The 21,699-nt window shown below is 67.3% G+C and carries 29 protein-coding genes; 20 read left to right on the top strand and 9 right to left on the bottom strand.

Annotated elements, in window-relative coordinates:
- Positions 1 to 14 precede the first annotated feature (14 nt).
- Genes VGU00_RS03285 through VGU00_RS03275 form a run of 3 tightly spaced genes read left to right on the top strand, consistent with a single transcriptional unit; the run spans position 15 to position 1,239 of the window.
- The gene (locus VGU00_RS03285; RefSeq protein WP_327465447.1) at positions 15 to 296 is read left to right on the top strand and encodes a hypothetical protein; all 282 of its coding nucleotides are present in this window, start codon (positions 15 to 17) and stop codon (positions 294 to 296) included.
- A complete protein-coding gene (locus VGU00_RS03280) occupies positions 293 to 841 on the top strand; it encodes a head-tail connector protein (protein WP_327465445.1) in 549 nt (182 codons plus the stop codon). The genes VGU00_RS03285 and VGU00_RS03280 overlap by 4 nt, the downstream gene beginning before the upstream one ends.
- On the top strand, positions 838 to 1,239 hold the full coding sequence (locus VGU00_RS03275; protein ID WP_327465443.1) for a DUF3168 domain-containing protein: 402 nt from the start codon (positions 838 to 840) through the stop codon (positions 1,237 to 1,239). The genes VGU00_RS03280 and VGU00_RS03275 overlap by 4 nt, the downstream gene beginning before the upstream one ends.
- Positions 1,240 to 1,598: 359 nt before the next feature.
- Here the strand turns inward: VGU00_RS03275 and VGU00_RS03270 are convergent, their stop codons facing one another.
- On the bottom strand, positions 1,599 to 1,934 hold the full coding sequence (locus VGU00_RS03270) for a hypothetical protein (protein WP_327465441.1): 336 nt from the start codon (positions 1,932 to 1,934) through the stop codon (positions 1,599 to 1,601).
- A 50-nt stretch (positions 1,935 to 1,984) separates the two neighbouring features.
- Here VGU00_RS03270 and VGU00_RS03265 point away from each other — a divergent pair, with 50 nt between their 5' ends.
- The 12 genes from VGU00_RS03265 (at position 1,985) to VGU00_RS03210 (ending at position 11,630) form a co-directional block, all read left to right on the top strand.
- Positions 1,985 to 2,392, top strand: coding sequence for a phage tail protein (locus tag VGU00_RS03265; RefSeq protein WP_327465439.1), 408 nt, complete (start codon positions 1,985 to 1,987; stop codon positions 2,390 to 2,392).
- Between the two features lie 14 nt (positions 2,393 to 2,406).
- Positions 2,407 to 2,715, top strand: coding sequence for a GTA-gp10 family protein (locus VGU00_RS03260; protein WP_327465775.1), 309 nt, complete (start codon positions 2,407 to 2,409; stop codon positions 2,713 to 2,715).
- Between the two features lies 1 nt (position 2,716).
- Positions 2,717 to 2,920 carry a phage tail assembly chaperone gene (locus tag VGU00_RS03255; RefSeq protein ID WP_327465437.1) on the top strand — a complete coding sequence of 68 codons (204 nt, stop codon included), beginning with the start codon at positions 2,717 to 2,719 and terminating at the stop codon, positions 2,918 to 2,920.
- The gene (locus tag VGU00_RS03250; RefSeq protein ID WP_327465435.1) at positions 2,913 to 3,494 is read left to right on the top strand and encodes a tail tape measure protein; all 582 of its coding nucleotides are present in this window, start codon (positions 2,913 to 2,915) and stop codon (positions 3,492 to 3,494) included. Before VGU00_RS03255 ends, VGU00_RS03250 begins: the two co-directional genes overlap by 8 nt.
- The gene (locus VGU00_RS03245) at positions 3,494 to 5,818 is read left to right on the top strand and encodes a DUF2460 domain-containing protein (RefSeq protein WP_327465433.1); all 2,325 of its coding nucleotides are present in this window, start codon (positions 3,494 to 3,496) and stop codon (positions 5,816 to 5,818) included. The genes VGU00_RS03250 and VGU00_RS03245 overlap by 1 nt, the downstream gene beginning before the upstream one ends.
- Positions 5,812 to 6,633: a DUF2163 domain-containing protein gene (locus VGU00_RS03240; RefSeq protein WP_327465431.1), complete on the top strand. Its 822-nt coding sequence runs from the start codon at positions 5,812 to 5,814 to the stop codon at positions 6,631 to 6,633. The genes VGU00_RS03245 and VGU00_RS03240 overlap by 7 nt, the downstream gene beginning before the upstream one ends.
- Entirely contained in the window at positions 6,626 to 7,057 is a 432-nt protein-coding gene (locus VGU00_RS03235; RefSeq protein ID WP_414713486.1) for an NlpC/P60 family protein, read from the top strand. The genes VGU00_RS03240 and VGU00_RS03235 overlap by 8 nt, the downstream gene beginning before the upstream one ends.
- Positions 7,058 to 7,068: 11 nt before the next feature.
- Positions 7,069 to 7,464, top strand: a complete 396-nt coding sequence (locus tag VGU00_RS03230) for a hypothetical protein (protein WP_327465429.1) — start codon at positions 7,069 to 7,071, stop codon at positions 7,462 to 7,464.
- Positions 7,465 to 7,578: 114 nt separating this feature from the next.
- A complete protein-coding gene (locus tag VGU00_RS03225) occupies positions 7,579 to 9,246 on the top strand; it encodes a phage tail protein (RefSeq protein ID WP_327465427.1) in 1,668 nt (555 codons plus the stop codon).
- Positions 9,247 to 9,257: 11 nt separating this feature from the next.
- A complete protein-coding gene (locus VGU00_RS03220; RefSeq protein WP_327465425.1) occupies positions 9,258 to 9,710 on the top strand; it encodes a DUF2793 domain-containing protein in 453 nt (150 codons plus the stop codon).
- A 129-nt stretch (positions 9,711 to 9,839) separates the two neighbouring features.
- Complete coding sequence (locus VGU00_RS03215) at positions 9,840 to 10,955, top strand: OmpA family protein (protein ID WP_327465423.1); 1,116 nt, start codon at positions 9,840 to 9,842, stop codon at positions 10,953 to 10,955.
- Between the two features lie 234 nt (positions 10,956 to 11,189).
- The gene (locus tag VGU00_RS03210; RefSeq protein ID WP_327465421.1) at positions 11,190 to 11,630 is read left to right on the top strand and encodes a biopolymer transporter ExbD; all 441 of its coding nucleotides are present in this window, start codon (positions 11,190 to 11,192) and stop codon (positions 11,628 to 11,630) included.
- A gap of 23 nt (positions 11,631 to 11,653) precedes the next feature.
- Here VGU00_RS03210 and VGU00_RS03205 read toward each other — a convergent pair whose 3' ends face one another.
- The 3 genes from VGU00_RS03205 to VGU00_RS03195 form a co-directional block, all read right to left on the bottom strand.
- A complete protein-coding gene (locus tag VGU00_RS03205; RefSeq protein ID WP_327465419.1) occupies positions 11,654 to 12,196 on the bottom strand; it encodes a DUF1993 domain-containing protein in 543 nt (180 codons plus the stop codon).
- 22 nt (positions 12,197 to 12,218) lie between these two features.
- Complete coding sequence (locus tag VGU00_RS03200) at positions 12,219 to 14,018, bottom strand: ABC transporter transmembrane domain-containing protein (RefSeq protein WP_327465417.1); 1,800 nt, start codon at positions 14,016 to 14,018, stop codon at positions 12,219 to 12,221.
- A 118-nt stretch (positions 14,019 to 14,136) separates the two neighbouring features.
- The gene (locus VGU00_RS03195) at positions 14,137 to 14,394 is read right to left on the bottom strand and encodes a YjhX family toxin (protein WP_327465415.1); all 258 of its coding nucleotides are present in this window, start codon (positions 14,392 to 14,394) and stop codon (positions 14,137 to 14,139) included.
- Positions 14,395 to 14,669: 275 nt separating this feature from the next.
- On the opposite strand from VGU00_RS03195, the gene VGU00_RS03190 reads away from it, so the two are divergent.
- Positions 14,670 to 15,890, top strand: coding sequence for a polyhydroxyalkanoate depolymerase (locus tag VGU00_RS03190; protein ID WP_327465771.1), 1,221 nt, complete (start codon positions 14,670 to 14,672; stop codon positions 15,888 to 15,890).
- 160 nt (positions 15,891 to 16,050) lie between these two features.
- Here the strand turns inward: VGU00_RS03190 and soxR are convergent, their stop codons facing one another.
- Entirely contained in the window at positions 16,051 to 16,521 is a 471-nt protein-coding gene (soxR, locus tag VGU00_RS03185; RefSeq protein ID WP_327465413.1) for a redox-sensitive transcriptional activator SoxR, read from the bottom strand.
- Between the two features lie 84 nt (positions 16,522 to 16,605).
- Here soxR and VGU00_RS03180 point away from each other — a divergent pair, with 84 nt between their 5' ends.
- From VGU00_RS03180 to VGU00_RS03170, 3 genes are all read left to right on the top strand, one after another.
- Complete coding sequence (locus tag VGU00_RS03180) at positions 16,606 to 17,001, top strand: VOC family protein (protein ID WP_327465411.1); 396 nt, start codon at positions 16,606 to 16,608, stop codon at positions 16,999 to 17,001.
- Positions 17,002 to 17,065: 64 nt separating this feature from the next.
- The gene (locus tag VGU00_RS03175) at positions 17,066 to 17,530 is read left to right on the top strand and encodes a pyridoxamine 5'-phosphate oxidase family protein (RefSeq protein ID WP_327465409.1); all 465 of its coding nucleotides are present in this window, start codon (positions 17,066 to 17,068) and stop codon (positions 17,528 to 17,530) included.
- Between the two features lie 40 nt (positions 17,531 to 17,570).
- The gene (locus VGU00_RS03170) at positions 17,571 to 17,960 is read left to right on the top strand and encodes a hypothetical protein (protein WP_327465407.1); all 390 of its coding nucleotides are present in this window, start codon (positions 17,571 to 17,573) and stop codon (positions 17,958 to 17,960) included.
- On the opposite strand, the gene VGU00_RS03165 is transcribed toward VGU00_RS03170, so the two are convergent.
- Entirely contained in the window at positions 17,957 to 18,940 is a 984-nt protein-coding gene (locus VGU00_RS03165) for a dipeptide epimerase (protein ID WP_327465405.1), read from the bottom strand. The genes VGU00_RS03170 and VGU00_RS03165 overlap by 4 nt on opposite strands.
- Before the next feature lie 24 nt (positions 18,941 to 18,964).
- Between VGU00_RS03165 and VGU00_RS03160 the strand changes: the two genes are divergently transcribed.
- The gene (locus VGU00_RS03160) at positions 18,965 to 19,360 is read left to right on the top strand and encodes a YkvA family protein (protein WP_327465403.1); all 396 of its coding nucleotides are present in this window, start codon (positions 18,965 to 18,967) and stop codon (positions 19,358 to 19,360) included.
- A 264-nt stretch (positions 19,361 to 19,624) separates the two neighbouring features.
- Here VGU00_RS03160 and VGU00_RS03155 read toward each other — a convergent pair whose 3' ends face one another.
- The 3 genes from VGU00_RS03155 to VGU00_RS03145 are packed head-to-tail and all read right to left on the bottom strand — an operon-like array spanning position 19,625 to position 21,699.
- Positions 19,625 to 19,915 (bottom strand): putative quinol monooxygenase, encoded by a 291-nt coding sequence (locus tag VGU00_RS03155; protein WP_327465401.1) that lies wholly within the window; start codon positions 19,913 to 19,915, stop codon positions 19,625 to 19,627.
- Between the two features lie 16 nt (positions 19,916 to 19,931).
- Positions 19,932 to 20,516, bottom strand: coding sequence for a carboxymuconolactone decarboxylase family protein (locus VGU00_RS03150; protein WP_327465399.1), 585 nt, complete (start codon positions 20,514 to 20,516; stop codon positions 19,932 to 19,934).
- Between the two features lies 1 nt (position 20,517).
- Positions 20,518 to 21,699 (bottom strand): acetyl-CoA C-acyltransferase, encoded by a 1,182-nt coding sequence (locus tag VGU00_RS03145; RefSeq protein WP_327465397.1) that lies wholly within the window; start codon positions 21,697 to 21,699, stop codon positions 20,518 to 20,520.

Genomic DNA, 21,699 nt, shown 5'->3' with positions numbered 1-21,699 from the left:
AGAAAGGAGCGGCCATGGCGATGATGGTGAAGGACCCCGGCGCGCGGATCGATTTCGAGTTCGACTGGCACACCGCCTATCCCGACGGGCAGGCGGTGGTTGCGAGCCACTGGACGGTCGTGCCCGACGAGGATGGCGGCATCGTCGTTTCCGCATCGGCGCACGACCTGTTGCAGGCGGCGGCGACGCTCGCCGGCGGGGTCGCGGGGCATGTCTATCGGATCACCAACCGGGTGACGATGAGCGACGGACAGATCGACGAACGATCGGTGACGATGCGCGTGGAGGAACGATGATGGCGGCGAGCCTGTTGCCCGGCGAGGTGCCGGTGAGCCTGAACGAAGCGCGCGGCTGGCTGCGGCTGGGGCCGAGCCTGGACGATGCGGTGGTCGCGCAGTTGCTGCGCGCCGCGACGAGCATCTGCGAAGCCTATATCGGCCAATGGCTGATCGTGCGGACGGCGGACGAGGTCCTGTCGCTGCGCGGCGGTGCGGCGCGGCCGACCGCGCGCCCGGTGATCGCGGTCGAGGCCGTGACGCTGCTGGCGGCAGACGATGCCCAGACGGCGCTGGGCGCGGCCGATTACCGGCTGGTGCGCGAGCCGGGCGGGGCGGTGCGGCTGGTCATCGCGGCGCCGGGCGACGCCGACCGGGTAAGCATCACCTATCGCGCCGGGCTGGCGGATGGCGTCAATGCCGTCCCCGAGGCGATCCGGCAGGGCATCGTCCGCATGACGCAGCATCTGCACGATGCGCGCGACGGCGCGGCGGCGACGCCGCCCGCGGTGATCGCGGCGCTGTGGCAACCCTGGCGGATGCTCAGCCTGGGCGGCGTGCGATGAGCGGTGCCGAACAGGCGGTGCGGGCGAAGGCGCTGGCGCTGCTGGCGAGCGATGCCGAGCTGGCGGGGCTGGTTCATGGCATATTCGACGGTACGCCGGCGCGGGCGAGTGCACCCTATGTGAGCGTCGGCGCAGCCGAGGGACGCGATTGGGGCACCAAGGACCGGGCGGGGCGCGAAGTCGCCCTGACGCTGACATTGGTCGGGGTCGGCAGCGGCAGCGACGACCGGGCGGCGGGGCGCATCGAAGCGGTTGTCACCGGCCTGCGCGGCGCTGCCGGCGAATGGACGGTGGTGGGCGCGCGGACGGTGCGGACGCGGTTCGGCTTTGCCCGCGACGGCGGGTGGCGGCACGAGCTGGTGGTGCGGTGCCGGTGTTTGGAGGGTGAGGGCGGGTAGTGCTGGTTTCGACCGATTGCTGCCGCCTCTATCCTCGTCATCCCGGCGAAGGCCGGGATCTCGCCGGCGCGTCATTTCGAGAGGGTGAGATCCCGGCCTTCGCCGGGATGACGGATATTAGGAGTGGCAGCTCACCACCCCGTTTTCGCCGTTCCGTGCAGTTCGCGATGCGATGGCAGCAAACGACCGGAAGCGGCCCAATCCTGCATCGCCACCCTCGAACGAGACATGTGGCTCGTTCGACCTGATCCGGGGTCCCCCATTAGATCGAAGGCAATCAGCGCGTCAAAAAGCGGGATTCCGGATCAAGTCCGGGATGACGAAGGAGAAGGAGGCAACGGCGCGTGCCCAGCGCCGCGTCATTCGCCGGGAAGCGAGTTGTTCGCTTTGTAATCCTTGAATTTTTCGGTGAAGTTGGCGTGGTAATCCTCGACCTGCATGTCGGCGTCTTCGGTCGCGACCTTTTCGGAATCGCCGCCCGAGCGGCCGAGGGCGATCACCGCCTTGCGAAAGGCGTCGCGTTCGGTCGAGCACTCCGCCTTGAGCGCCAGTTCATATTCGGCCTCTTCCATCTTGGCTTCGAGCGACTTTTTCATGTGGTCGCGCACGCATTTGGTGAAAGCGGCGCGCGTCGTGTCGACCGCGGCGGTCGGCGCCGGCGCCATGGCGGCCAGAAGCAATGTCGTGATCAGCATCCTGCGACTCCCCGTTACGCATGATTTTTTCTGCCCAAGGAGATTAGACGATGGCGATTGAAAATGGGAGCGCTTTTCTGCTCAAGATCGGCAACGGCGAAGCGCCGCCGACATATCGCACGGTCGCCGGTCTGCGCACCACCCAGCTGTCGGTGAACGGCGAAGCGGTGAACGTCACGACCAAGGATTCGGGCGGGTGGCGCGAACTTCTGTCGGGGGCCGGGGTGCGATCGGTTTCGGTCAGCGCGGCGGGAATCTTTACCGGTTCGGATGCCGAGATGCGGCTGCGCGGTCATGCGCTGGCGGGGACGGTCGACCATTATGAGCTGAGCTTCGAAAGCGGCGAGCGGATGCGCGGGCGCTTCCTCGTCACGCGGCTCGACTATGCCGGCGATTATAATGGCGAGCGCAATTACACGCTGAACCTCGAATCGAGCGGCGCGGTGGCGAGCCTGTGAGCGCTTCGGCAAAAATGGGCGCGAATGCGCTGCGCGGCGAAGCGGCGTTACGCGTCGGCGGGACGGCGCATGTGCTGCGCCCGAGCTTTGCCGCGCTGGTCGCGGCCGAAGCCGAGCTGGGGCCGCTGTTCGCGCTGGTCGAGCGCGCGGCCGACGGTCGGCTCGCGCTCGGCGAGCTGGCGTGCCTGTTCTGGCACCTGGTGACGGACCGGCCCGAGGCGCTGACGCGCGAGGCGATCGGCGAGGCGATCGTGCAGCAGGGGCTGGCGACGACGACGCCGGCGCTGCGTATCGTGCTGGGGCAGATATTGCAGGGGCGATGAGGTGGCAGACGGCCGGCTGGGACCCGCGGCGGTGACGCTCGCGGGCGTGATGGCGCGCGTCGCGGGGTGGCGGCCCGACGAGTTCTGGGCGGCGACGCCGGCCGATGTGCGTGCAGTGCTGGGCGGGTGGGTCGAGGCGGACGATGCGGCGGGCTTCGACGGCGCGGCGCTGGCGGCGATGATGGAGAGATTTCCCGATGGGTGACGAAGTCGACGAGATGCTGGTTTCGGTGCGTGCTGATACCGGGGCGTTCCGGCGCGACATTGCGGTGCTGCGCGCCGAGATGAGCGGGCCGTTGGTTGCCGGGGCCGAGGATGCCGGGCGCGGGATCGAGCGTGCGCTGTCGCGTGCGATCGTTTCGGGAAAACTGGGGTTCGAGGATCTGAAACGGCTCGCGCTGTCGGTGATGGCCGATATCGCGCGCGCGGCGATTTCGAACGGGATCGGTGCTGCGATGGGCGGTGGGGGCGCGAGCGGGAGCGGCGGCGGCCTATTGTCGCTCGGCACCTCGATTGCGCAGGCGCTGTTCGGCGCGCCCGGGCGCGCGACCGGCGGGCCGGTGAGCGCCGGGCGAGCCTATCGCGTTGGCGAGCGCGGGCCCGAATTGTTCGTGCCGACCGCGAGCGGCCGGATCGAAGCGGCGGGCGGCAGCGTGCGCCATATCGCGATCACCGTGAATGTACATGGGCAGACGGGGAGCGAGCCGCAGCGGCTGGCGCAGACGGGGCGGCAGCTGGCGCGCGCGGTACGGCGTGCGGTGGCGAGCGGAGAGGATTGATGGGCTGGGCATTGGTGGCGGCCGCCGAGCCGCATCATCGCAAGGGCTGGCTCAAACGCTTCGACCCGCGCTTCTGGACGGTCGATTTCGCGCGGCCGATGATGGCGAGCGTGACGCGCGCGGCGCCGGGTGCGCTGCGCGTCGAGGCGGCGTTCTACCGCAAACAGGATCTGGCGGGGCTGATCTGGGAGAGCGAGGACCGCTGGGACCATCCTTTGCTCGCCTATGAAACGCGCCGCGACTATCGGCACACGCAGCTGCGGTTCCGGTGGCGGTCGGGCGGGGTGAAGCCGCTCGACGCGCTGCACGGGCCGACGCTGACGATCGAGGGGCGCGATGCCGCGGGCGACCCGCGCGCCTGGTATGTGCGGCTCTGGAACTATGCCGAAGGGACGGCCGAGGATGCGGTCGTCAGCCTCGACTTCGATGCGCTGGACGGGGGCTTCCTGTTGCCGGGCGAGGCCGATCGGGTGTGGGCGGGCGATATCGACCGGATGTTCATATCGCTGGTGCCGCCGACCTATGACGGCGGCGAGGGTGTACTGGCGGCGCCGGTGCAGGGCTGGGCCGAGATGAGCGCGATCGCCTGTACGGGATCGGGGTCGGTGCTGGCGATTGGCGATGTGGTGATGCCCGAACATGGGCTGGGAATCGCGAGCGGATATGACGACAGCTATCATCTGACCCCGGCGCGGCTAGTGCGGCAGGTCGTGCAACTGGGCTATCGCGGCGACATCGTCCATTATGTCGGGATGAGCCATTATATGCGGCTCGAAGCGTCGGGCAGCGGCTTTTACGCGAGCCTTGCGGGCGGGGTGCTCAATGCGCCGTGCGCGGCGTGGCATGCGGGGTTTGCGGAAGCTTGCAAGGCGGCGGGGCTGGGGCTGATCTGGTCGCTCTCCTACGAATATTTCGATGCCTATTGCCGGGGCGACTGGAAACAGCGCGCGGCCGACGGTTCGCCCGCGCTGACCGGGTGGGTGCCGCCGTCGACCTTGCTGTCGCCCGCCAATGCCGCGGCGATGGGATATCTGCAGATCGTCGCGCGGGCGTTCGTCGCGATCGGCGTCGCGGCGGGGCTGGCGCCGAAGTTCCAGGTCGGCGAGCCCTGGTGGTGGATCGCGCCCGAGGGACGCATCTGTGCCTATGACGCAGTGACGACGGCGATGCTGGGTACCGCGAGCGTTGCGATTGCCGATGTGCGGGCGCCGCTCGACGCACCGCAGCTCGCGATGCTCGACGCGCTGGGCGCGCTGCTCGCGACATCGACCGCGGCGCTGGTCGCGGCCGCGCGCGACGAAGCGGGGGCGGCGGGGCTGGTCAGCCATTTGCTCGTTTACCTGCCCACCGTGCTCGACCCGGCGGCGCCCGCGGTGCGGCGCGCCAATGTGCCGCCGGGATGGGCGGCGCCGGCGTTCGACGTGCTGCAGCTTGAGGATTATGACTGGGTGACCGGCGGACGCGGGGCCGAGACCGCGGGTGCGTGCGCCGCGATGGGCGCGCGACTCGGCTATCCGGTTGAAGATCAGCATTATTTCTCGGGGTTTGTATTGGCGGCGGAGGATCGCGCGCAGTGGGCGCCGATCGCCGACGCGGCCGATGCGGCGCGGCGCGCAGGGGTGGCGCAGACCTTCGTCTGGGCGCTGCCACAGGTGGCGCGCGACGGCTTTGTGACATTCGATGGGGAGGATGATGTGCAGGCGTATGATGCGGTGGATTTCCCGATCGCGATCGGGCGCGAGGCGATGGTCGTGACCGAATTTTCGACACAGATCGTGAGCTCGCCGTCGGGACACGAGCAGCGCGCGAGCGAATGGGCCGAGGCGCGGATGCGCTACGATGCGGGGCCGGGGATACGGTCCGAGGCCGATGTGCGGACGCTGACCGATTTCTTTCGCGCGCGGCGCGGCGCGGCGCGGGCGTTCCGCTTTCGCGATCCGTTCGATTGCAGTTCGGCGGTCGATGGCGGTTTGCCCGCGGCGGGCGACCAGATGCTCGGTACCGGCGACGGGGCGCGGCGGCAGTTCGCGCTGGTCAAACATTATGGCAGCGGCGACGCGGTGCAGCGGCGCAATATCCGCCTGCCGGTCGCGGCGAGCGTGCGCGTGTCGGTCGACGGGATCGAGACGGCGGCGTTCGTCGTGACGGGCGAAGGCGAGATATTGCTCGACGTCGCGCCCGCGGCGGGGGTGGCGGTGCGCGCGGGCTATCTGTTCGACGTGCCGGCGCGCTTTGCCGAGGACCGGCTGGAGGCGAGCCGCGCGACCTTCCTCGCGGGCGAGATCGCGAGCGTGCCGCTGGTCGAAGTGCGCGCGCCATGGTGATGTCGAGCGCGCCCGACTGGCTGCGCGCCGAGCTGGTGACGCTGGCGTGGTGCTGGCGGCTGTCGCGGCGCGACGGGGTGGTGATCGGGCTGACGTCGCACGACCGCGACCTGGCCGTCGGCGGCCTGCTGTATCGCGCGGCGCCGGGGATGAAGCCGTCGGCGCTCGAGACGAGCGACAGCCTCGACGCGGCGACGATGGATCTGGAAGGCGCGGTGACGAGCGCCGCGATCGCGGCGCGCGATATCGATGCCGGGCGCTGGGACGGCGCCGAGCTCGAACTGTTCGTGACCGACTGGAGCGCGCCCGGGGCGGCGCCGGTGACGGTGGCGCGGGGATCGCTGGGGGCGATCGAGCGGCGCGGGGCGGCGTTTGCGGCGGAATTGCAGGGCGTGACCCGACTGCTCGACCGGCCGGTGTGCCCCGCGACCTCGCCGTCGTGCCGCGCGACGCTTGGCGACCGCGCGTGCCGCGTCGACCTGGCGCCGCGAACGCATATGCGGCGCGTGACGGCGGTCGACGGGCGGACCGCGACGCTCGATACGCCCGCGCCGGGGATGGCGTTCGGCGAGCTGTTGTGGCTCGAGGGCGGCAATTGCGGGCTCGCGAGCCCCGTGATCGCGGCCGAGGGCGCGCTGCTCCAGCTCGCCGATGTGCCATCCTTCGCGCCGGCGGGGCCGGTGCGCGTGCGGCTGACCGAGGGATGCGACAAGCAGCTGGCGACGTGCCGCGACCGTTTTGCCAATGCCGCGAATTTTCGCGGCGAGGCGCACCTGCCGGGCAACGACCTGCTGACGCGCTATCCGGGTGGATGAAGCGCGCAACGATCTTTTGGCGGCGCGGGCCTTTGCGGCGGCGCGGGCCTTTGCGGCGGCGCGGGCGATGGTCGGCGTGCGGTTCCGGCTGCAGGGACGCGATCCCGCGACGGGGCTCGATTGCGTCGGGCTGGTCTGGGCCGCCTATGCGGCGGCGGGGTGCCGGCTCGACGCGCCGCGCGACTATCCGCTGCGCGGATGGAGCCGGGTGCGAATTGTCGCGGCGCTGGAGGCGGCGGGGTTTCGGACGGTGCCCGATGCGCGCGACGGCGATGCGGCGTTGATCGCGCTGCCCGCGGGGCAATTTCATCTCGGGCTGATCGGGCGCGGACGGATGGTGCATGCGCACGCCGGGCTGCGGCGGGTGGTCGAGACGCCGCTCGATGCAGCGGTGCTCGCCGCAGCGCGCTGGCGACTTTCTTGAAAGGAGCGACAATGGCGACCTTGGTGCTGACGGTGGTTGGCGGAATTGTCGGCGGGCCGGTCGGGGCCGCGGTGGGGGCGGCGATCGGCCAGCAGGTCGACGCCGCGATCTTCAAACCCAAAGGGCGCGAAGGACCGCGGCTCGCCGACCTGAAGGTGCAGGCGTCGACCTATGGCCAGCAGATACCGCAATTGTTCGGGACGATGCGTGTCGCCGGGAGCGTGATCTGGGCGACCGACCTGATCGAGCGCCGCAACAAGCGCAGCGGCGGCAAGGGACGGCCGTCGGTGACCGAATATAGCTATGCCGTGTCGCTGGCGGTCGCGCTGTCTTCGCGGCCCGTCCGCGCGATCCGGCGGATCTGGGCCGACGGCAATCTGCTGCGCGGATCGAGCGGGACGTTCTAGGAGCGCACCGGCTTTCGCTGGTACGCCGGGAGCGAGGACCAGTCGGTCGATCCGCTGATCGCGTCGGCGACCGGCATTGGATCGGCCAGTGCCTTTCGGGGGCTGGCCTATGCGGTGTTCGAGGAACTGGAGCTCGGTGCGTTCGGCAACCGCATCCCCTCGCTGACCTTCGAGGTCGAGGCCGATGCGGGAAGCGTCGACACCGGGACGATCGGCGACCGGCTGCTCGGTGAAACGGGGCGCTGTATCGGTGCGTGGCCCTTTGCCGGTTATGCGGCGTCGGGCGACCGCGCGCGCGATGCGCTCGCGCCGCTGCTCGAAGTCGACGGCACCGGGCTGGTGTCGGGCCCAGACGCGTGGCGCCTTGCGCCCGTTGCGCTGGCGGGCGAGCCGCTGGCGCTGGCCGATTTTGCCGAGGCGCGGCGCGCGGAAGCCATAGGCGACCGGGTCGAGCACCGCCGCGCCCCCTTGTCGGCGCTTCCGGGCACGATCCGGCTGCGCCATTATGAACCCGGCCGCGATTACCAGCTGGGGCAGCAGGCGAGCGCGGTCGCGGGGGGCGGGCTGCGCGAGGAGCGGATCGACCTGCCCGCGGTGTTGCCGGCAGGGTCGGCACGGGCGCTGGCCGAGCGGCTGGCGCGCGCGGCGGCCGATGGGCGCGAGAGGCTGGTCTGGCAGGCCGATCTTGCGGCGCTGGCATTGCCCGTCGGTCATGTCGTGACGCTGGCGGACGGAAGCGCGTGGCGCGTTGCTGCGCGGATCGTTCGGGCAAGCGACATATCGCTGGAGCTGAAGCGTCACCAACCCTTGCCTTCGGTCGAGCTGCCCGCCGAACCGGGGACGCCGGTGAACGCGCCCGACTGGCCCGACGCCATCGGCACCGTCCGCCTGTTCGACCTTCCCAATATCGGCATACCGGCGGCATCGACGCCGCAAATCCTGATCGCCGCCGGTGGCAGCAACGATGGCTGGCGCGGCGCCGATTGCTGGTTCGTGCCGGTGGCGGGCGCCGAACCGATTTCGGTCGGCACAGTCCGCCCCGCGGCGGCATTGGGCGAGCTTGCCGAACCGCTCGCGGCGGCGAGCGATTGCCAGTTCGACATGAGGAATGTTGCGACGGTTACCCTCGTCAATCCCGCGATGGCGCTGGAATCGGTCGACGATGCCGCGCTGCTGGGCGGCGCGAACCGTGCGATGATCGGCGGCGAGTTGTTGCAGTTCGGGGACGCCGAAGCGGTCGGGCCGTCGCGCTGGCGCCTGTCGCGCCTGCTTCGCGGGCGTGCGGGAACCGGCCACGCTGCGGTGCATGGTGTGGGCGAAGCCTTTGTCCTGCTTGACGATTCGGCGCTCGCGAGGCTGCCCGGCGACCTCGCGCGATGGGCCGAAGGGGGCGGCGCGATACTGCAATGGATGCCGCGCGGCGGCAACATATTGACCGAGATCGCGGTACCCGGTGCGGGGCGGGCGCTGAAGCCGCTCGCCCCCGTCCACGGGCGGGTGCGGACGGACGGCGCAGGCGGCGCGACGATCGACTGGACAAGATGCAGCCGCGCCGATGCGGGATGGCGCGATCATGTCGACCAGGCACCCGGCGAGACGTATGAGCGATGGCATATCGCGCTGTCGCCCGCCGTCGCCGGGATCGGGCCGTGGGAAAGCGCATCCGCCACGCTGACCATCGGCGCAGGCGACTTTGCGATGCTGCCGCCCGGATGCACGCTCCATATCCGCCAGGCGGGGGATCTCGCCTTGTCGCCGCCGCTATCCTTGCCTCTGACATAAAAGGATAAATCATGACCGACATGCCCGCCACGCCGCGCCTTGCGTTACCGTTACTTGCGATCGCGCAGGCGCAGAAAGAGGTTACGCATAACGAAGCGCTCGTCCTGCTCGATGCGCTGGTTCACGCCGCCGTCGAAGCCGGACCGCTCGACGATCCGCCCGCCGATCCGGGCGAAGGGCAATGCTGGATCGTCGGCGCGGTCCCGTCGGGCGCTTGGTCGGGGCAAGCGGCGGCGATCGCGTTATGGAGCGCGGGCGGGTGGCGATTCGTCGCGCCGCGACCGGGTATCGAGGTCGTGCGCCTCGACGACGGCGCGCGGCTGCGATTCGATGGCGGCCTGTGGGCCGGACCGGCGACGATCGCGGCGCCCGCCGGCGGCTCGACAATCGATTCCGAAGCGCGTAGCGTGATCGGAGCATTGATCCTGCTCCTCGAAGCGCAGGGTCTTCTGATTTCAGGCTGAATTTCCGCTTATTGGCATCGCAAGTGCGACTTTTTGGCAACAGATTGACGATTTGTTAGCTTGCACGGAACCAAAGCGGCGAGTAGGACGTCTGCCGAGACGTATATCTCAATTGAAAGGGGAATTACTATGAGGAAGCTTGCCGTCGCTGTGGCGTTGGCCTCCACCACCCTGGCATCGCCGGTTCTGGCGCGCGACAACTCCTGGTATGTCGGCGTTGGCGCGGGCGTGATGATCGTCGAGGACATCGACCTCGATATCGGCACTGCCAACAACGCCGGAACGCTCGACCATCGCGTCGGCTACGACGGCGAAGCCACTGTCGGTTACGATTTCGGCGGTTTCCGCGCGGAAGTCGAAGTCGGCTATCGCGAAGCCGACATCAAGTCGGGTAACTTCAGCGCACCCGGCATTCCGAACCAGCCGAACGGCACGGGTTCGTTCGTCGGTTCGACGCCGCTGAACGGTGACACCAACGCACTGAGCTTCATGGTCAACGGCCTGCTTGACTTCGGTGACGATGATGGCCTTCAGGGCTTCGTCGGCGGCGGTGTCGGTGTTGCTCGCGTTTCGGTCGAGCCCGTTCTCGCCGGTCCGTTCCTCGACGATTCGGACACCGGCTTCGCATGGCAGGCAATCGCCGGCATTCGCGCTCCGCTGACCCGTAACTGGGACGTTGGCCTGAAGTATCGCTTCTTCAACGCCGACAACCTCGATCTGGTCGATCAGGCTGGCCGCGACGTTTCGGGCCGCCTGCGTTCGCACTCGATCCTCGGCACGCTGACCTACAACTTCGGTGGTGCACCGGAGCCGGTCGTGGCACCTCCGCCGCCGCCGCCCCCGCCGCCCCCGCCGCCGCCGCCGCCGCCCCCGCCGCCGCCTGAAGTGGTTTGCGCACCGGGTCCGTACATCGTGTACTTCGACTGGGATCAGTCGAACATCACGCCGGAAGCGGCTTCGACGCTCGACAACGCGATCAGCGCCTACAACCGTGGTTGCACGGGTACGCAGGTCATGCTCGCCGGTCACGCTGACCGTTCGGGTTCGGCCAAGTACAACGTCGGCCTGTCGGAACGCCGTAACACCGCGGTTCGCAGCTACCTGACCGCTCGCGGTATCTCGGATGGCTCGATCAGCGCTCAGGCGTTCGGCGAAACCCGTCCGGCTGTTGCGACCGCCGACGGCGTCCGCAACGATCAGAACCGTCGCGTGGAAATCACTTACGGTCCGAACTCGGGCATGTAAGACCGGTTTCCATCCCGACAGGGACGGAACGAAAAAGAGGGGCGGTACCGCAAGGTGCCGCCCTTTCTTTATGGGCATTTTCCGTGGTGAGACCCCGCGGGCGCCATTTCCAGTTTCTGCTTGCTCTCCATCTATAATGTTATACCATCACGTCGAGGGCGCGAGATGGTCTCGAACCCTCGTCCGGGGCGGATGCCTGGCAAACAAGGGCATCCCTTTGCGGGGAGAGAGACGATGCAGAGACGCCGTAGCCTGTTCCATCGCAGCATTTTCAGGGCCGACCCCAGCGGCGGGCCCGATATCAACACCACCCCGCTGATCGACGTGATGCTGGTGATGCTGGTGATGTTCATCATCACCATCCCGCGGCCGACGCACAGCGTCGATGTGACATTGCCCGGCGAGGCGCCGCCGCACAGCGAGGTCCTCGATGAGAATCGGGTGACGATCGACACCGCAGATGTGATCCGCTGGAACGACGAAGCGGTCGATCTCGCCCAGCTCGGCCTGTTGGTGAAACAGGCGGCCGAGCGGCCCGAGCCGGCGGCTATCCTGCTCGAACCCGATGCGCGGGCGCGCTACCTGCGCGTCGACGAAGCGATCGGGGCGATCCGGCGCAACGGCGGGACCAAGCTCGCCTTTCCGGGCATCTACCAATATGGCGAGCTGATCTGACGGCGGCGGCTCCCGCCAGCCGGTCAGGCGGCCGGAGCCGTTCCCGCGCGCAGGTAGCGCATCATGTAGCCGACATAGTCGGCCTTGCCGAGCGGAACGCCCATATGGCGCAGGATCGCGTAGGCAGCGGTGCGATGGAAGAAGAATTGCGGCTGCGCCCAGTCGCGGACGTAGTCGAAGGCGCGCATGTCGAAGGTCATGCCGTTCGGCAATGTAAAGCTGACCATATGTTCGAGATCGTCGCCCAGCGTGCTGCGGTCGACCGCGCCCAGAAAATCGAGCGTTGCCGCGATCTGTTCCTGCATGCCGGCGAAGCCGGTCGCATCCTCGGCAAATTCGGGGATGTCGCATCCGGCGAGGCGCGCCAGCGGTTGCAGCGCCTGCGCGCAGGCGAAGCGGACTTGCGATGCGAGCGGGAACATATCGGGCGCGAGGCGCGCTGCGGCGAACTGCAATTCACCCACGGCATTTTCCTCACCCCAGGCGCGTGCGCGCGCCAATTCGCCGGAGAGGGCTTTGAGGCCATTCTGCCACGCCGGTATGGTCAGGTCGTAAAGCATCGTCATATCCTTCGATCGTTCGGCTGGATCAGGCGGTCGCCAGATTGTCCTGGAATTGAAGTCGCGCAAGCCGCGCGTATAGGCCGTCGGCGGCGACGAGCGCGTCATGCTTGCCTTCCTCGACGATGCGGCCGTCGTCCATCACGATGATGCGATCGGCGGCGCGTACGGTGGCGAGGCGGTGCGCGATGACGATCGTCGTGCGGTCGTGCATCAGCGTTTCGAGCGCGTCCTGGACGAGCTTTTCGGACTCGGCGTCGAGTGCCGAGGTCGCTTCGTCGAGCAGCAGGAGCGGTGCGCGGCGCAGCAACGCACGGGCGATGGCGACACGCTGGCGCTGGCCGCCCGAGAGGCGGGCGCCGCCTTCGCCCATGAAGGTGTCGAGCCCTTGCGGCAGCTTGCGCAGGAATTCCTCGGCATTGGCGGCGCGCGCGGCGTCCCACAATTGCTCGTCGGTTGCGTCCCAATTGCCGTAGCGCAGATTGTCGCGCGCCGAGGCGGCGAAGATCACCGTTTCCTGCGGGACCATCGCGATGCGCGCGCGGATGTCGGCGGGGTCGGCGTCCACCAGCGGCACGCCGTCGAGCCGGATCTGCCCCGCTTGCGGATCGTAGAAGCGCTCGGCGAGCTGGAACAGCGTCGATTTGCCCGCGCCCGAGGGGCCGACGATCGCGACGGTTTCGCGCGGCTTGATAGCAAGGCTGAAGTCATGCAGCGCCGGAGCGTCGGGGCGCGTCGGATAATGAAATTCGACATTCGCAAACTCGAGCGTGCCGATGGGCGGTTCGGGGAAGCGGCTCGGGTTTGCGGGCGGGGCAATGCTCGCTTCGGCATTCAGCAATTCGCTCAATCGCTCGGCGGCACCGGCGGCGCGGAGAAGGTCGCCATAGACTTCGGTGAGCGCGCCGAACGCGCCCGCGACGAGGCCGCCGGTGAGGACGAAAGCGGCGATCGTGCCGCCGGTGATCGTCCCCTCTGCGACGCCTTCGGCACCATACCAGAGCAGGGTGGTGATCGCGCCGAACAACAGGCCGATCACCGTAGCGGTGATGATCGCGCGCAGGCGGATCCGGCGCTTGGCGGTCAAAAAATTGGCCTCGACCGCGGCGGAGAATCGTTCGGCTTCGCGCGCTTCCTGCCCGAAGGCCTGGACGATCTTCATCGCGCCCATCTGTTCGGCGGTGGTGGCGCCGATGTCGGCGACGCGATCCTGGCTGGTGCGCGAGACCTTTTGCAAGCGGCGGCCGAGCAGCACGATCGGCAGGATGATCACGGGGATGCCGAGAAGGATGCCCGCGGTGAGTTTGGGCGACAGGCTGAACAGGTAGATGATCCCGCCGATCCCCATGACGGTGTTGCGGAGCGCGACCGAGACGGTGGTGCCGACCACCTGTTCGATGATCGCGGTATCGGACGTCATCCGCGAGGCGATTTCGGACGGGCGGTTCTCCTCGAAGAAGCCGGGGGCGAGGCGGAGCAGATTCTGTTGTACCGCCTGCCTGATGTCAGCGACGGTCCGCTCGCCGAGCCAGCTGACGAAATAGAAACGCAGCGCCGTAGCGAGCGCGAGCGCGACGCAAATGGCATAGAAGAGACGGAAATGCGGTGCGACGTCGCCGCCGCCGGCGATGAAGCCGCTGTCGATCATCGCCTTGAACTGGTAGGGAATGGCGAGCGTCGCGAGCGCGGCGATCCCGAGCGCGATCGCGGCAATCACCAGCTGCAGCGGATAGCGGCTGGCATGGGTCCACACCATGCGCAGGCTGCCGAGTTTGCGGCGGGGTTCGGCGGGGGCTTTCGCGTCGGAAAGATCGGGTTGGCTGGCCATCGCACCGGCCCTAGCAGCGGCGACCCTTGCGCTCAACGACGCAGAATGCGGCTGCGCTTCAAGCGCTTTGAAGTGGCGCTGCAAGGGAGCGCGGCGCGGCCGCCGCACTCCCCGCCTGTCAGCGATTGTCGAGCTGCGCGCGGACGGCGCGAAGCCCGGTCTGCGTGATGCGGTAGGGCGCGCCGCCGTGCGAGACGATGAAGCCGCGCCGCCGCAGCCGGTTGAACAAGGGCAGGCCCGTGTTCGCGAGGACGAAGCCGTCGCGGGTGAAGCAGAGCGCTTCGATGATATGGCCGTCTTCGCCGCGCCGGTGGCGGATCATGCCGCCCTGCGCCAGCACATGGAGCATGCGTTGCTCCGCTTTCGATATATTCATGGGATATGTCCGGATTGAAACGCAACAGAGGCGCACGAACCCGCTGGCTCGCACGCTGCGCACATCCCGATGACGCCGGGATGTTAGCGGTTGCCCGCAATCTCAGACATAATCACTCCACCGGCGCATCAGGCGCCTTGGCGCGAAGAATATTCGCTTTCGATACGCCCCGCAACGATTTTGATGCATTGCACAATGAAATCGAGCCCCTAGACTGCCGGTCAATGAGCAGGCGCCAAAGAGCGCCGCCGGGCTACGCAAGGAACGACAAGAATATGCTGTATCACGCTTTTGAAATGCAGAAGAACTGGCTGGCGGGAGCCAGCGCGCTGGCGACCGCTGGGGCGCAGGCGATCCAGCATCCCGCCAATCCGCTCGGCTATTTCAGCGGCAGCCCCATGTTCGCCTCCGCGCTCGAAGTCTTCGCCCATGCGTCGGCGCCGCGCGGCAAGCCGGGGTTCGACCTGTACGAGACCATCGTCGATGGCGAGACGGTGCGCGTTGCCGAAGCGATCGAGGCGCGCAAACCCTTTGGCCAGCTCAAGCATTTCAAGCACAAGGGCACGAAAGATGCGCCCAAGCTGCTGATCGTCGCGCCGATGTCGGGCCATTATGCGACGCTGCTGCGCGGCACGGTCGAACGCATGCTGCCCGGGCATGACGTGTGGATCACCGACTGGCGCGACGCGCGCAACGTGCCGCTCGAGGCCGGCAAGTTCGACCTCGACGATTATGTCGATTATCTGATTTCCTGGCTCGAACATATCGGTCCCGGCGCGCATATGCTTGCCGTGTGCCAGCCGTCGGTGCCGAGCCTTGCTGCCGCAGCGATCATGGCGGCGAACAGGCATAAGTGCCGGCCGAAGACGCTGACGATGATGGGCGGACCGATCGACACGCGCAAGGCGCCGACCGCGGTCAACGAGCATGCCATGACGCGCCCGCATGCCTGGTTCCAGGAAAATGTGATCGCGACCGTGCCTGCTTGGTATGCGGGCGCCGGGCGCCGCGTCTATCCGGGTTTCCTGCAGCTTGCCGGCTTCATGTCGATGAACCTTGGCAATCATATGATGAGCCATTGGGAGATGTTCAAACATCTGGTCGACGGCGACGGTGAGAGCGCCGACAAGACCAAGGAATTCTACGACGAATATCGTGCGGTGTGCGACATGACGGCCGAATTCTATCTCCAGACGGTCGATGTCGTGTTCCAGCGCCATTTGCTGCCGAAGGGCGAGATGACGCATCGCGGCCAGCCGGTCGATGTCGGCGCGATCGAGGATATCGCCATCCTCGCGATTGAGGGCGAGCGCGACGATATTTCAGGGATCGGCCAGACCAAGGCGGCGCTGACGATCGCCAAGGCACTACCCGCCGACAAGAAGAAATATCTGATGGCGAAGAGCGTCGGCCACTATGGCATCTTCAACGGCCGCAAATGGCGCGAGGAGATTGCGCCGGTGGTCGAGAAGTGGATCCGCAGCAACGGCGGCTAACGACCGGAAGCTGCCTCTCCATCATCGTCACCCCGGGCTTGACCCGGGGCCTGCCTTTCCTTTCACCGTCAGCCAGAAGAAAGGCGGGTCCCGGGTCAAGCCCGGGATGACCGAAGTGGGGTAGCTCAACGTCCGCTCTCCACCCCAAAGCCGCCGCCCATCACCCAACCTCGGCAATCTCCCCCGACCGGTCGCCGAGCACATAACGCGGCCCCGCGCCCCGCTGCGCGGCCTTGTCGTCGCGATTATACAGCCCGCATTTCTTCAGCGACAGGCACCCGCAGCCGATGCAATTGCCAAGCAGTTCGCGCGTCCGCTCGAGCGCCGCGATTTGCGCGTCGATCCGCGCCTTGAGGCCGGTGCTGATTCGCGTCCAGTCGGCGCCGTTCGGCGTTCGCCCGGCGGGCAGCCGCGCCAGCTCGTCCGCAATCTCCTCGAGGCTCAGCCCCAGTTGCTGCGCGATCAGGATGAACGACACGCGGCGAATGTCGGCCCGCAGGAAGCGGCGTTGGCCCCCGCCGGTGCGCAGCGCCTCGACCAGCCCCTTTGCCTCGTAAAAGCGGATCGCGGACACCGCGACGCCCGTTCGTGCCGCGAGTTCGCCGATCGCGATCAGGTCGGTCCGGTGCATGATCCTCGCTCCTGCTTTTGGCTTGATCTCAACCTCACTTGAGCTTTCATAAGCCGTGCGTCAACGCAAATCAGGAGAATAAAGGTGACGCATCCCTTCATCGAGCATGTGAATCTGACGGTCAGCGACCCCGATCGCACCGCCGGAATCCTCTCGGCGATCTTCGGCTGGCACGAACGCTGGCGCGGCCCCGCACGCGATGGCGGGCGCACGATCCACCTTGGCAGCGACGCCGCCTATATCGCGCTCTACACCGGCCCCGACGGCGAGCACGCCGATGCGCAATATCCCAAGGGCGCCCCGCTCAACCATGTGGGCGTACAGGTCGACGATCTCGACACGATCGAAATGCGCGTGAAGGCGGTCGGCCTCACCCCCTTCAACCACGGCGACTACGAGCCCGGCCGCCGCTTCTATTTCTTCGACCCCGACGGCATCGAATATGAAGTCGTCAGCTATTCGGAGCCGCGACTGCGCTGAACCGGGCAACAATGGGCGCGCTGCCGCGTTGATCGCACATCGGGGGGCATGAAGGAGCCTTTCGATGAGCGACGATATCAAACAGCAATTCTGGAAAGCGCTGGCCGACAGTCCCTATGTCATGCTCGGCGCGACCGGCGAGCGCGACCACCATATCCCGATGAACGCACAGCTCGACAAGGACGCGAACAGCGCCTTCTGGTTCTTCACCGCGACCGACAACCGGCTGGCGGGCGGCGGCCCGGCGATGGCGCAATTCGCATCGAAGGGCCACGACCTCTTCGCCTGCATCGCCGGCACGCTGCGCCGCGAAACCGACCGCGCCGTGCTCGACAAGCTGTGGAACAACAGCATCGCGGCTTGGTACGAAGGCGGCAAGGACGATCCCAAGCTCGTGCTGCTGCGCTTCGATCTCGACAATGCCGAAATCTGGACCGCAGATCCCAGCATCAAGGGCCTGTTCAAGCTCACAACGGGCCTGACGATGAAGGAAGGCGAACTCGGCGAGCACGCCGAAGTGGCGCTCTGACCAAACTGGACATGCGCGCGTGCCGGGCTAGAATGCTGGCATGGGCGCATGGCTTGGACGATATTTTTCGTGGGACGGCGAAACCAGCCGGGACGAATATCGCCGCTGGTTGCCCGCCATCGTCGCGATTGAGGGGGCTTCGCTCTGGTCGCTATTCACCTTTGGCGAACGCGGCCAAGTGAACTTCAATCAATTCGGCTGGATCGGCGCACCGCTGTTTCTAATCGGCGTCCTCTACTACATCGGCTGGTTCCTGCTTACCGCTCGACGGCTGCGCTGCGCCGAAATATCCCGAGGCTGGATGATACCGGCATTTATCGCGATCAACCTGCCCGTGGCCAGATATCACATCAATGTCTCGATGATTACCGCGCTCATCCTGACGGCGGTTGCGGCGATCGCCCGCGACCGCTTGGCAGTTCCCGCCTAAATCCCGATCCGTCCTTCGCGAAATTCGAACCCGCCCTCGCGGTCCCGCTCCAGCAGCGCGGGGCCGTCGAGGTCGACCCAGCGCGCGCGCTGCGCCAGCACGAATGCCGGCGCGATCGCGAGGCTGGTCGAGAGCATACATCCGACCATGATCGACAGGCCGGCGGCATCGGCGGCGTCGGCGATCTTCAGCGCCTCGGTCAGCCCGCCCGCCTTGTCGAGCTTGATGTTCACCCCGTCGTAAAAGGGGCCGATCCGCGCGACGTCGGCGGCGGTCTGGCAGCTTTCGTCAGCGACGAAGGGCAGCGGCGCATAGATGGGATCGAGGAGGGCGTCGGCGCCGACGGGCACCGGCTGTTCGATCATTTCGACCCCCATGTCGGCGAGCGCTTCGGCTTCGCTCAAAATGTCGACCGCGCCCCAGCTTTCATTGGCATCGACGATCAGCCGCGCTTCGGGTGCGCCCTTGCGCACCCCGGCGACGCGCAGCCGGTCGCCTTCGCCAGTGAGCTTGATCTTGAGCAGCCGATAACCGTCGGCCGCGGCGGTCGCCGCCTGCTCCGCCATCGCGCCAGGCGTACCGAGCGAAATCGTATAGGCCGTCACCCGCGCGGTCGGCGCGCCGTCACAGCCCGCGAGTTGCCACAGCCGGAGCCCCCGCTGCCGTGTTTCGAGATCCCACAAGGCGCAATCGAGCGCGTTGCGCGCCGCACCGGGCGCCATCAGTTCCTGCACCGCCGCGCGCGCATCGGCCGCCTCCAGTTCGGCGATGAAAGGCGCGGTGCGCAATAGCTGGTCGCGGCACCCCGCCGCATCCTCGCCCAGATAGTAAATCGGCGTTCCCTCGCCGCGCCCGGTTACGCCATCGCTCTCGATTTCGGCGACGACGACATCGACATGCGTCTTGGCGCCGCGGCTGATCACGAACGCGCCTGCCACCGGCCAGCGTTCGACACGTGCGCTTTTCAGTTGGATAGCCATGCAGGGACAGTAATGAGGGAAGCGATGACCGGCAAATCCCTTTCCGAACGTATCGGCGATCTCGGCCACCGCCTTGCGGTCGAAGCGCATGCCGCCTGGCTCGCGGCGCGCGATCCGCGCGTGCCGATGCTCGCACGCGCCCTTGCGGTCGCGGTCGCGGCCTATGCGCTGTCGCCGATCGACCTGATCCCCGATTTCATTCCGGTGCTCGGCTGGCTCGACGATCTCGTCATCGTCCCGCTCGGCCTGCTCGCCGTCCGCCGCCTGATCCCCGCTCCGCTTTGGGCCGAACTCCACACCGCCGCCGAGGCCGCCAGCGAACGCCCGTCGAGCCGCGCCGGCATGGCCTTCATCCTGCTGCTCTGGGCGGGGCTGCTCTATATCGTCTACTGGAGCGTGCGGACATCGCCCTGGCATTGAGGGCAGATTTCGCGGCGGTCCGGCGTCCGTTTTGGGGTGGGAAGCTTCCGTTCGCGGCTCTTATGTGCACCCTGGCGAAAGCCGGGGCCCATCTTCCCACGGCGCTACTGGGCCCCGGCTTTCGCCAGGGTGCACACAGCCGTTTCCAGACCTTCGTCATCCCGGACTTGATCCGGGATCCATAGCCGCGCCGTCGTCGTGAACCCCGGATCAAGTCCGGGGTGACGATGATGGATGGGGCTGCTTCCGCTCGAAACCGGCCGCTCAGGCCGCGCTGAGCGTCTCGATCTCGGGCGCGCCGGCGAGGCAGGGGCCAAGGCGCGCACCGATGCTGCGGAAATGGTCCGAGGCGCGGTGCGCGTCGAGCGCCGCCTGGTCGTCATAGCATTCGAGCACCTTGTAGACGCCGGTCTCGCCCGTCTTGAACAGACGGTAATAGCTGTTGCCCGCCTCATTGGCGTTCACCGCGGCGGCGAGTTCGGCGAAGACGCCCTCGAATTCGGCTTCCTTGCCGGGTTGCACGCGCAGCGTCGCGATCACACCGATTGCACTCATATCTCTCTCCTAAATTTCAGATTTTGAGGTCGGGGTCGACGTCCCAGCCATCCTCGACCTGAATGCCGAAGCTGTTCAAAATCATCGATACCTGCGTGTACTGGCCGACGGTCATGACGAGGTCCATGCGGCCCTTGTCGCCGAGCGGCGCGAGCGCGGCCCAGTTAGCGTCGGTCACGAAATGGTCGGACGTCAGTTCGTCGGTCGCGCGGAGCATCGCGCGGTCGAGGTCGCTCCAGCCGTCGGCGTCGGGACCGACCTTGATGCGGGCGATCTCGTCCTCGGTGAGCCCGCAGTCAAGCCCGATGCGCTTGTGCTGCGTCCACTCATAGCCCGAACGGCAATTATAGCCGGTGCGCAGGATAACGAGTTCGCGGTCACGTGGGGACAGCGCATTGCGCTTCGACAGGATATAATTGCCCCAGCCGAGGAAGGCGGTGAGCGCCTTGGGCGCGTGGGCAAGGGTGCGGAAGATATTGAGGATCTTGCCGCCCCCCACCTTGCCCCCATCGGAAGCAAGAAAGGGTTCGAGCGCGGCGCGCTGGTCGGCATCGAGCCGGTCGAGGTCGACCGGCTCGATGCGCGGAGCGTTCAGACGCAAATCAGAAGACCTCGAACAGGCCCGCGGCGCCCTGGCCGCCACCGATGCACATGGTGACGACGGCATATTTCACGCCGCGGCGCTTGCCTTCAATGAGGGCGTGGCCGACGCAGCGCGCGCCGGTCATGCCGAACGGGTGGCCGATCGAGATCGAGCCGCCGTTGACGTTGAGCAGCTCGTTCGGGATGCCGAGCTTGTCGCGGCAGTAGAGCACCTGCACCGCGAACGCTTCGTTGAGTTCCCAGAGGCCGATGTCGTCCATCTTGAGCTCGAAGCGTTCGAGCAGCTTCGGGATCGCAAAGACGGGGCCGATGCCCATTTCGTCGGGCTCGGTGCCGGCGACCGCCATGCCGACATAACGGCCGAGCGGCTGGAGGCCCTTCTTCTCGGCAACCTTGGCTTCCATCACGACGCATGCCGATGCGCCGTCGGCGAGCTGGCTGGCGTTGCCGGCGGTGATCGTGTGGCCTTCGCCCATCACCGGCTTCAGGCTCGCAAGCCCTTCGAGCGTGGTGTCTGCGCGGTTGCACTCGTCCTTGTCGGCGACGACGTCCTTGAAGCTGACTTCCTTCGTTTCCTTGTTCACCACCGCCATGGTCGCGGGGCAGGCGACGATTTCGTCGTCATATTTGCCCGCGGCCTGCGCGGCGGCAGTGCGCTGCTGCGACTGGAGCGAATATTCGTCCTGATACTCGCGGCTGATGTTGTAGCGCTTCGCGACGACCTCGGCGGTGCCGATCATCGGCATATAGGTGTCCTTGTGCATCGCGATCAGCTCGGCGTCGGTTTCGATGAACACCTTGCCGCTGCCGCTGACCTTCGAGATGCTTTCGATGCCGCCGGCAACCGCGATGTCCTGACGGTCGACGATGATCTGCTTCGCGGCGGTCGCGATCGTCATCAGGCCCGACGAGCATTGGCGGTCGATCGACATGCCGGGGACGGTGACCGGCAGGCCCGAGCGCAGCGCGATCAGGCGCGCGACGTTCATCGTCTGCGACCCCTGCTGCATCGCGGCGCCGAAGACGACATCGTCGATCTCGCCGCCTTCGATCCCGGCGCGCTCGACCGCGGCGCGGACCGCATGCGCGCCCAGCGTCGGGGCGAGGGTGTTGTTGAACGAGCCGCGCGCCGCCTTGGTGAGCGGGGTGCGGGCGGTGGAGACGATAACTGCGTCACGCAT

It is taken from the genome of Sphingopyxis sp. (genome assembly GCF_035944815.1).
Taxonomy (GTDB): domain Bacteria; phylum Pseudomonadota; class Alphaproteobacteria; order Sphingomonadales; family Sphingomonadaceae; genus Sphingopyxis.
The sequence above is the reverse complement of the archived record's forward strand: the minus strand, read 5'-3'. Positions and strand labels throughout refer to the sequence as shown.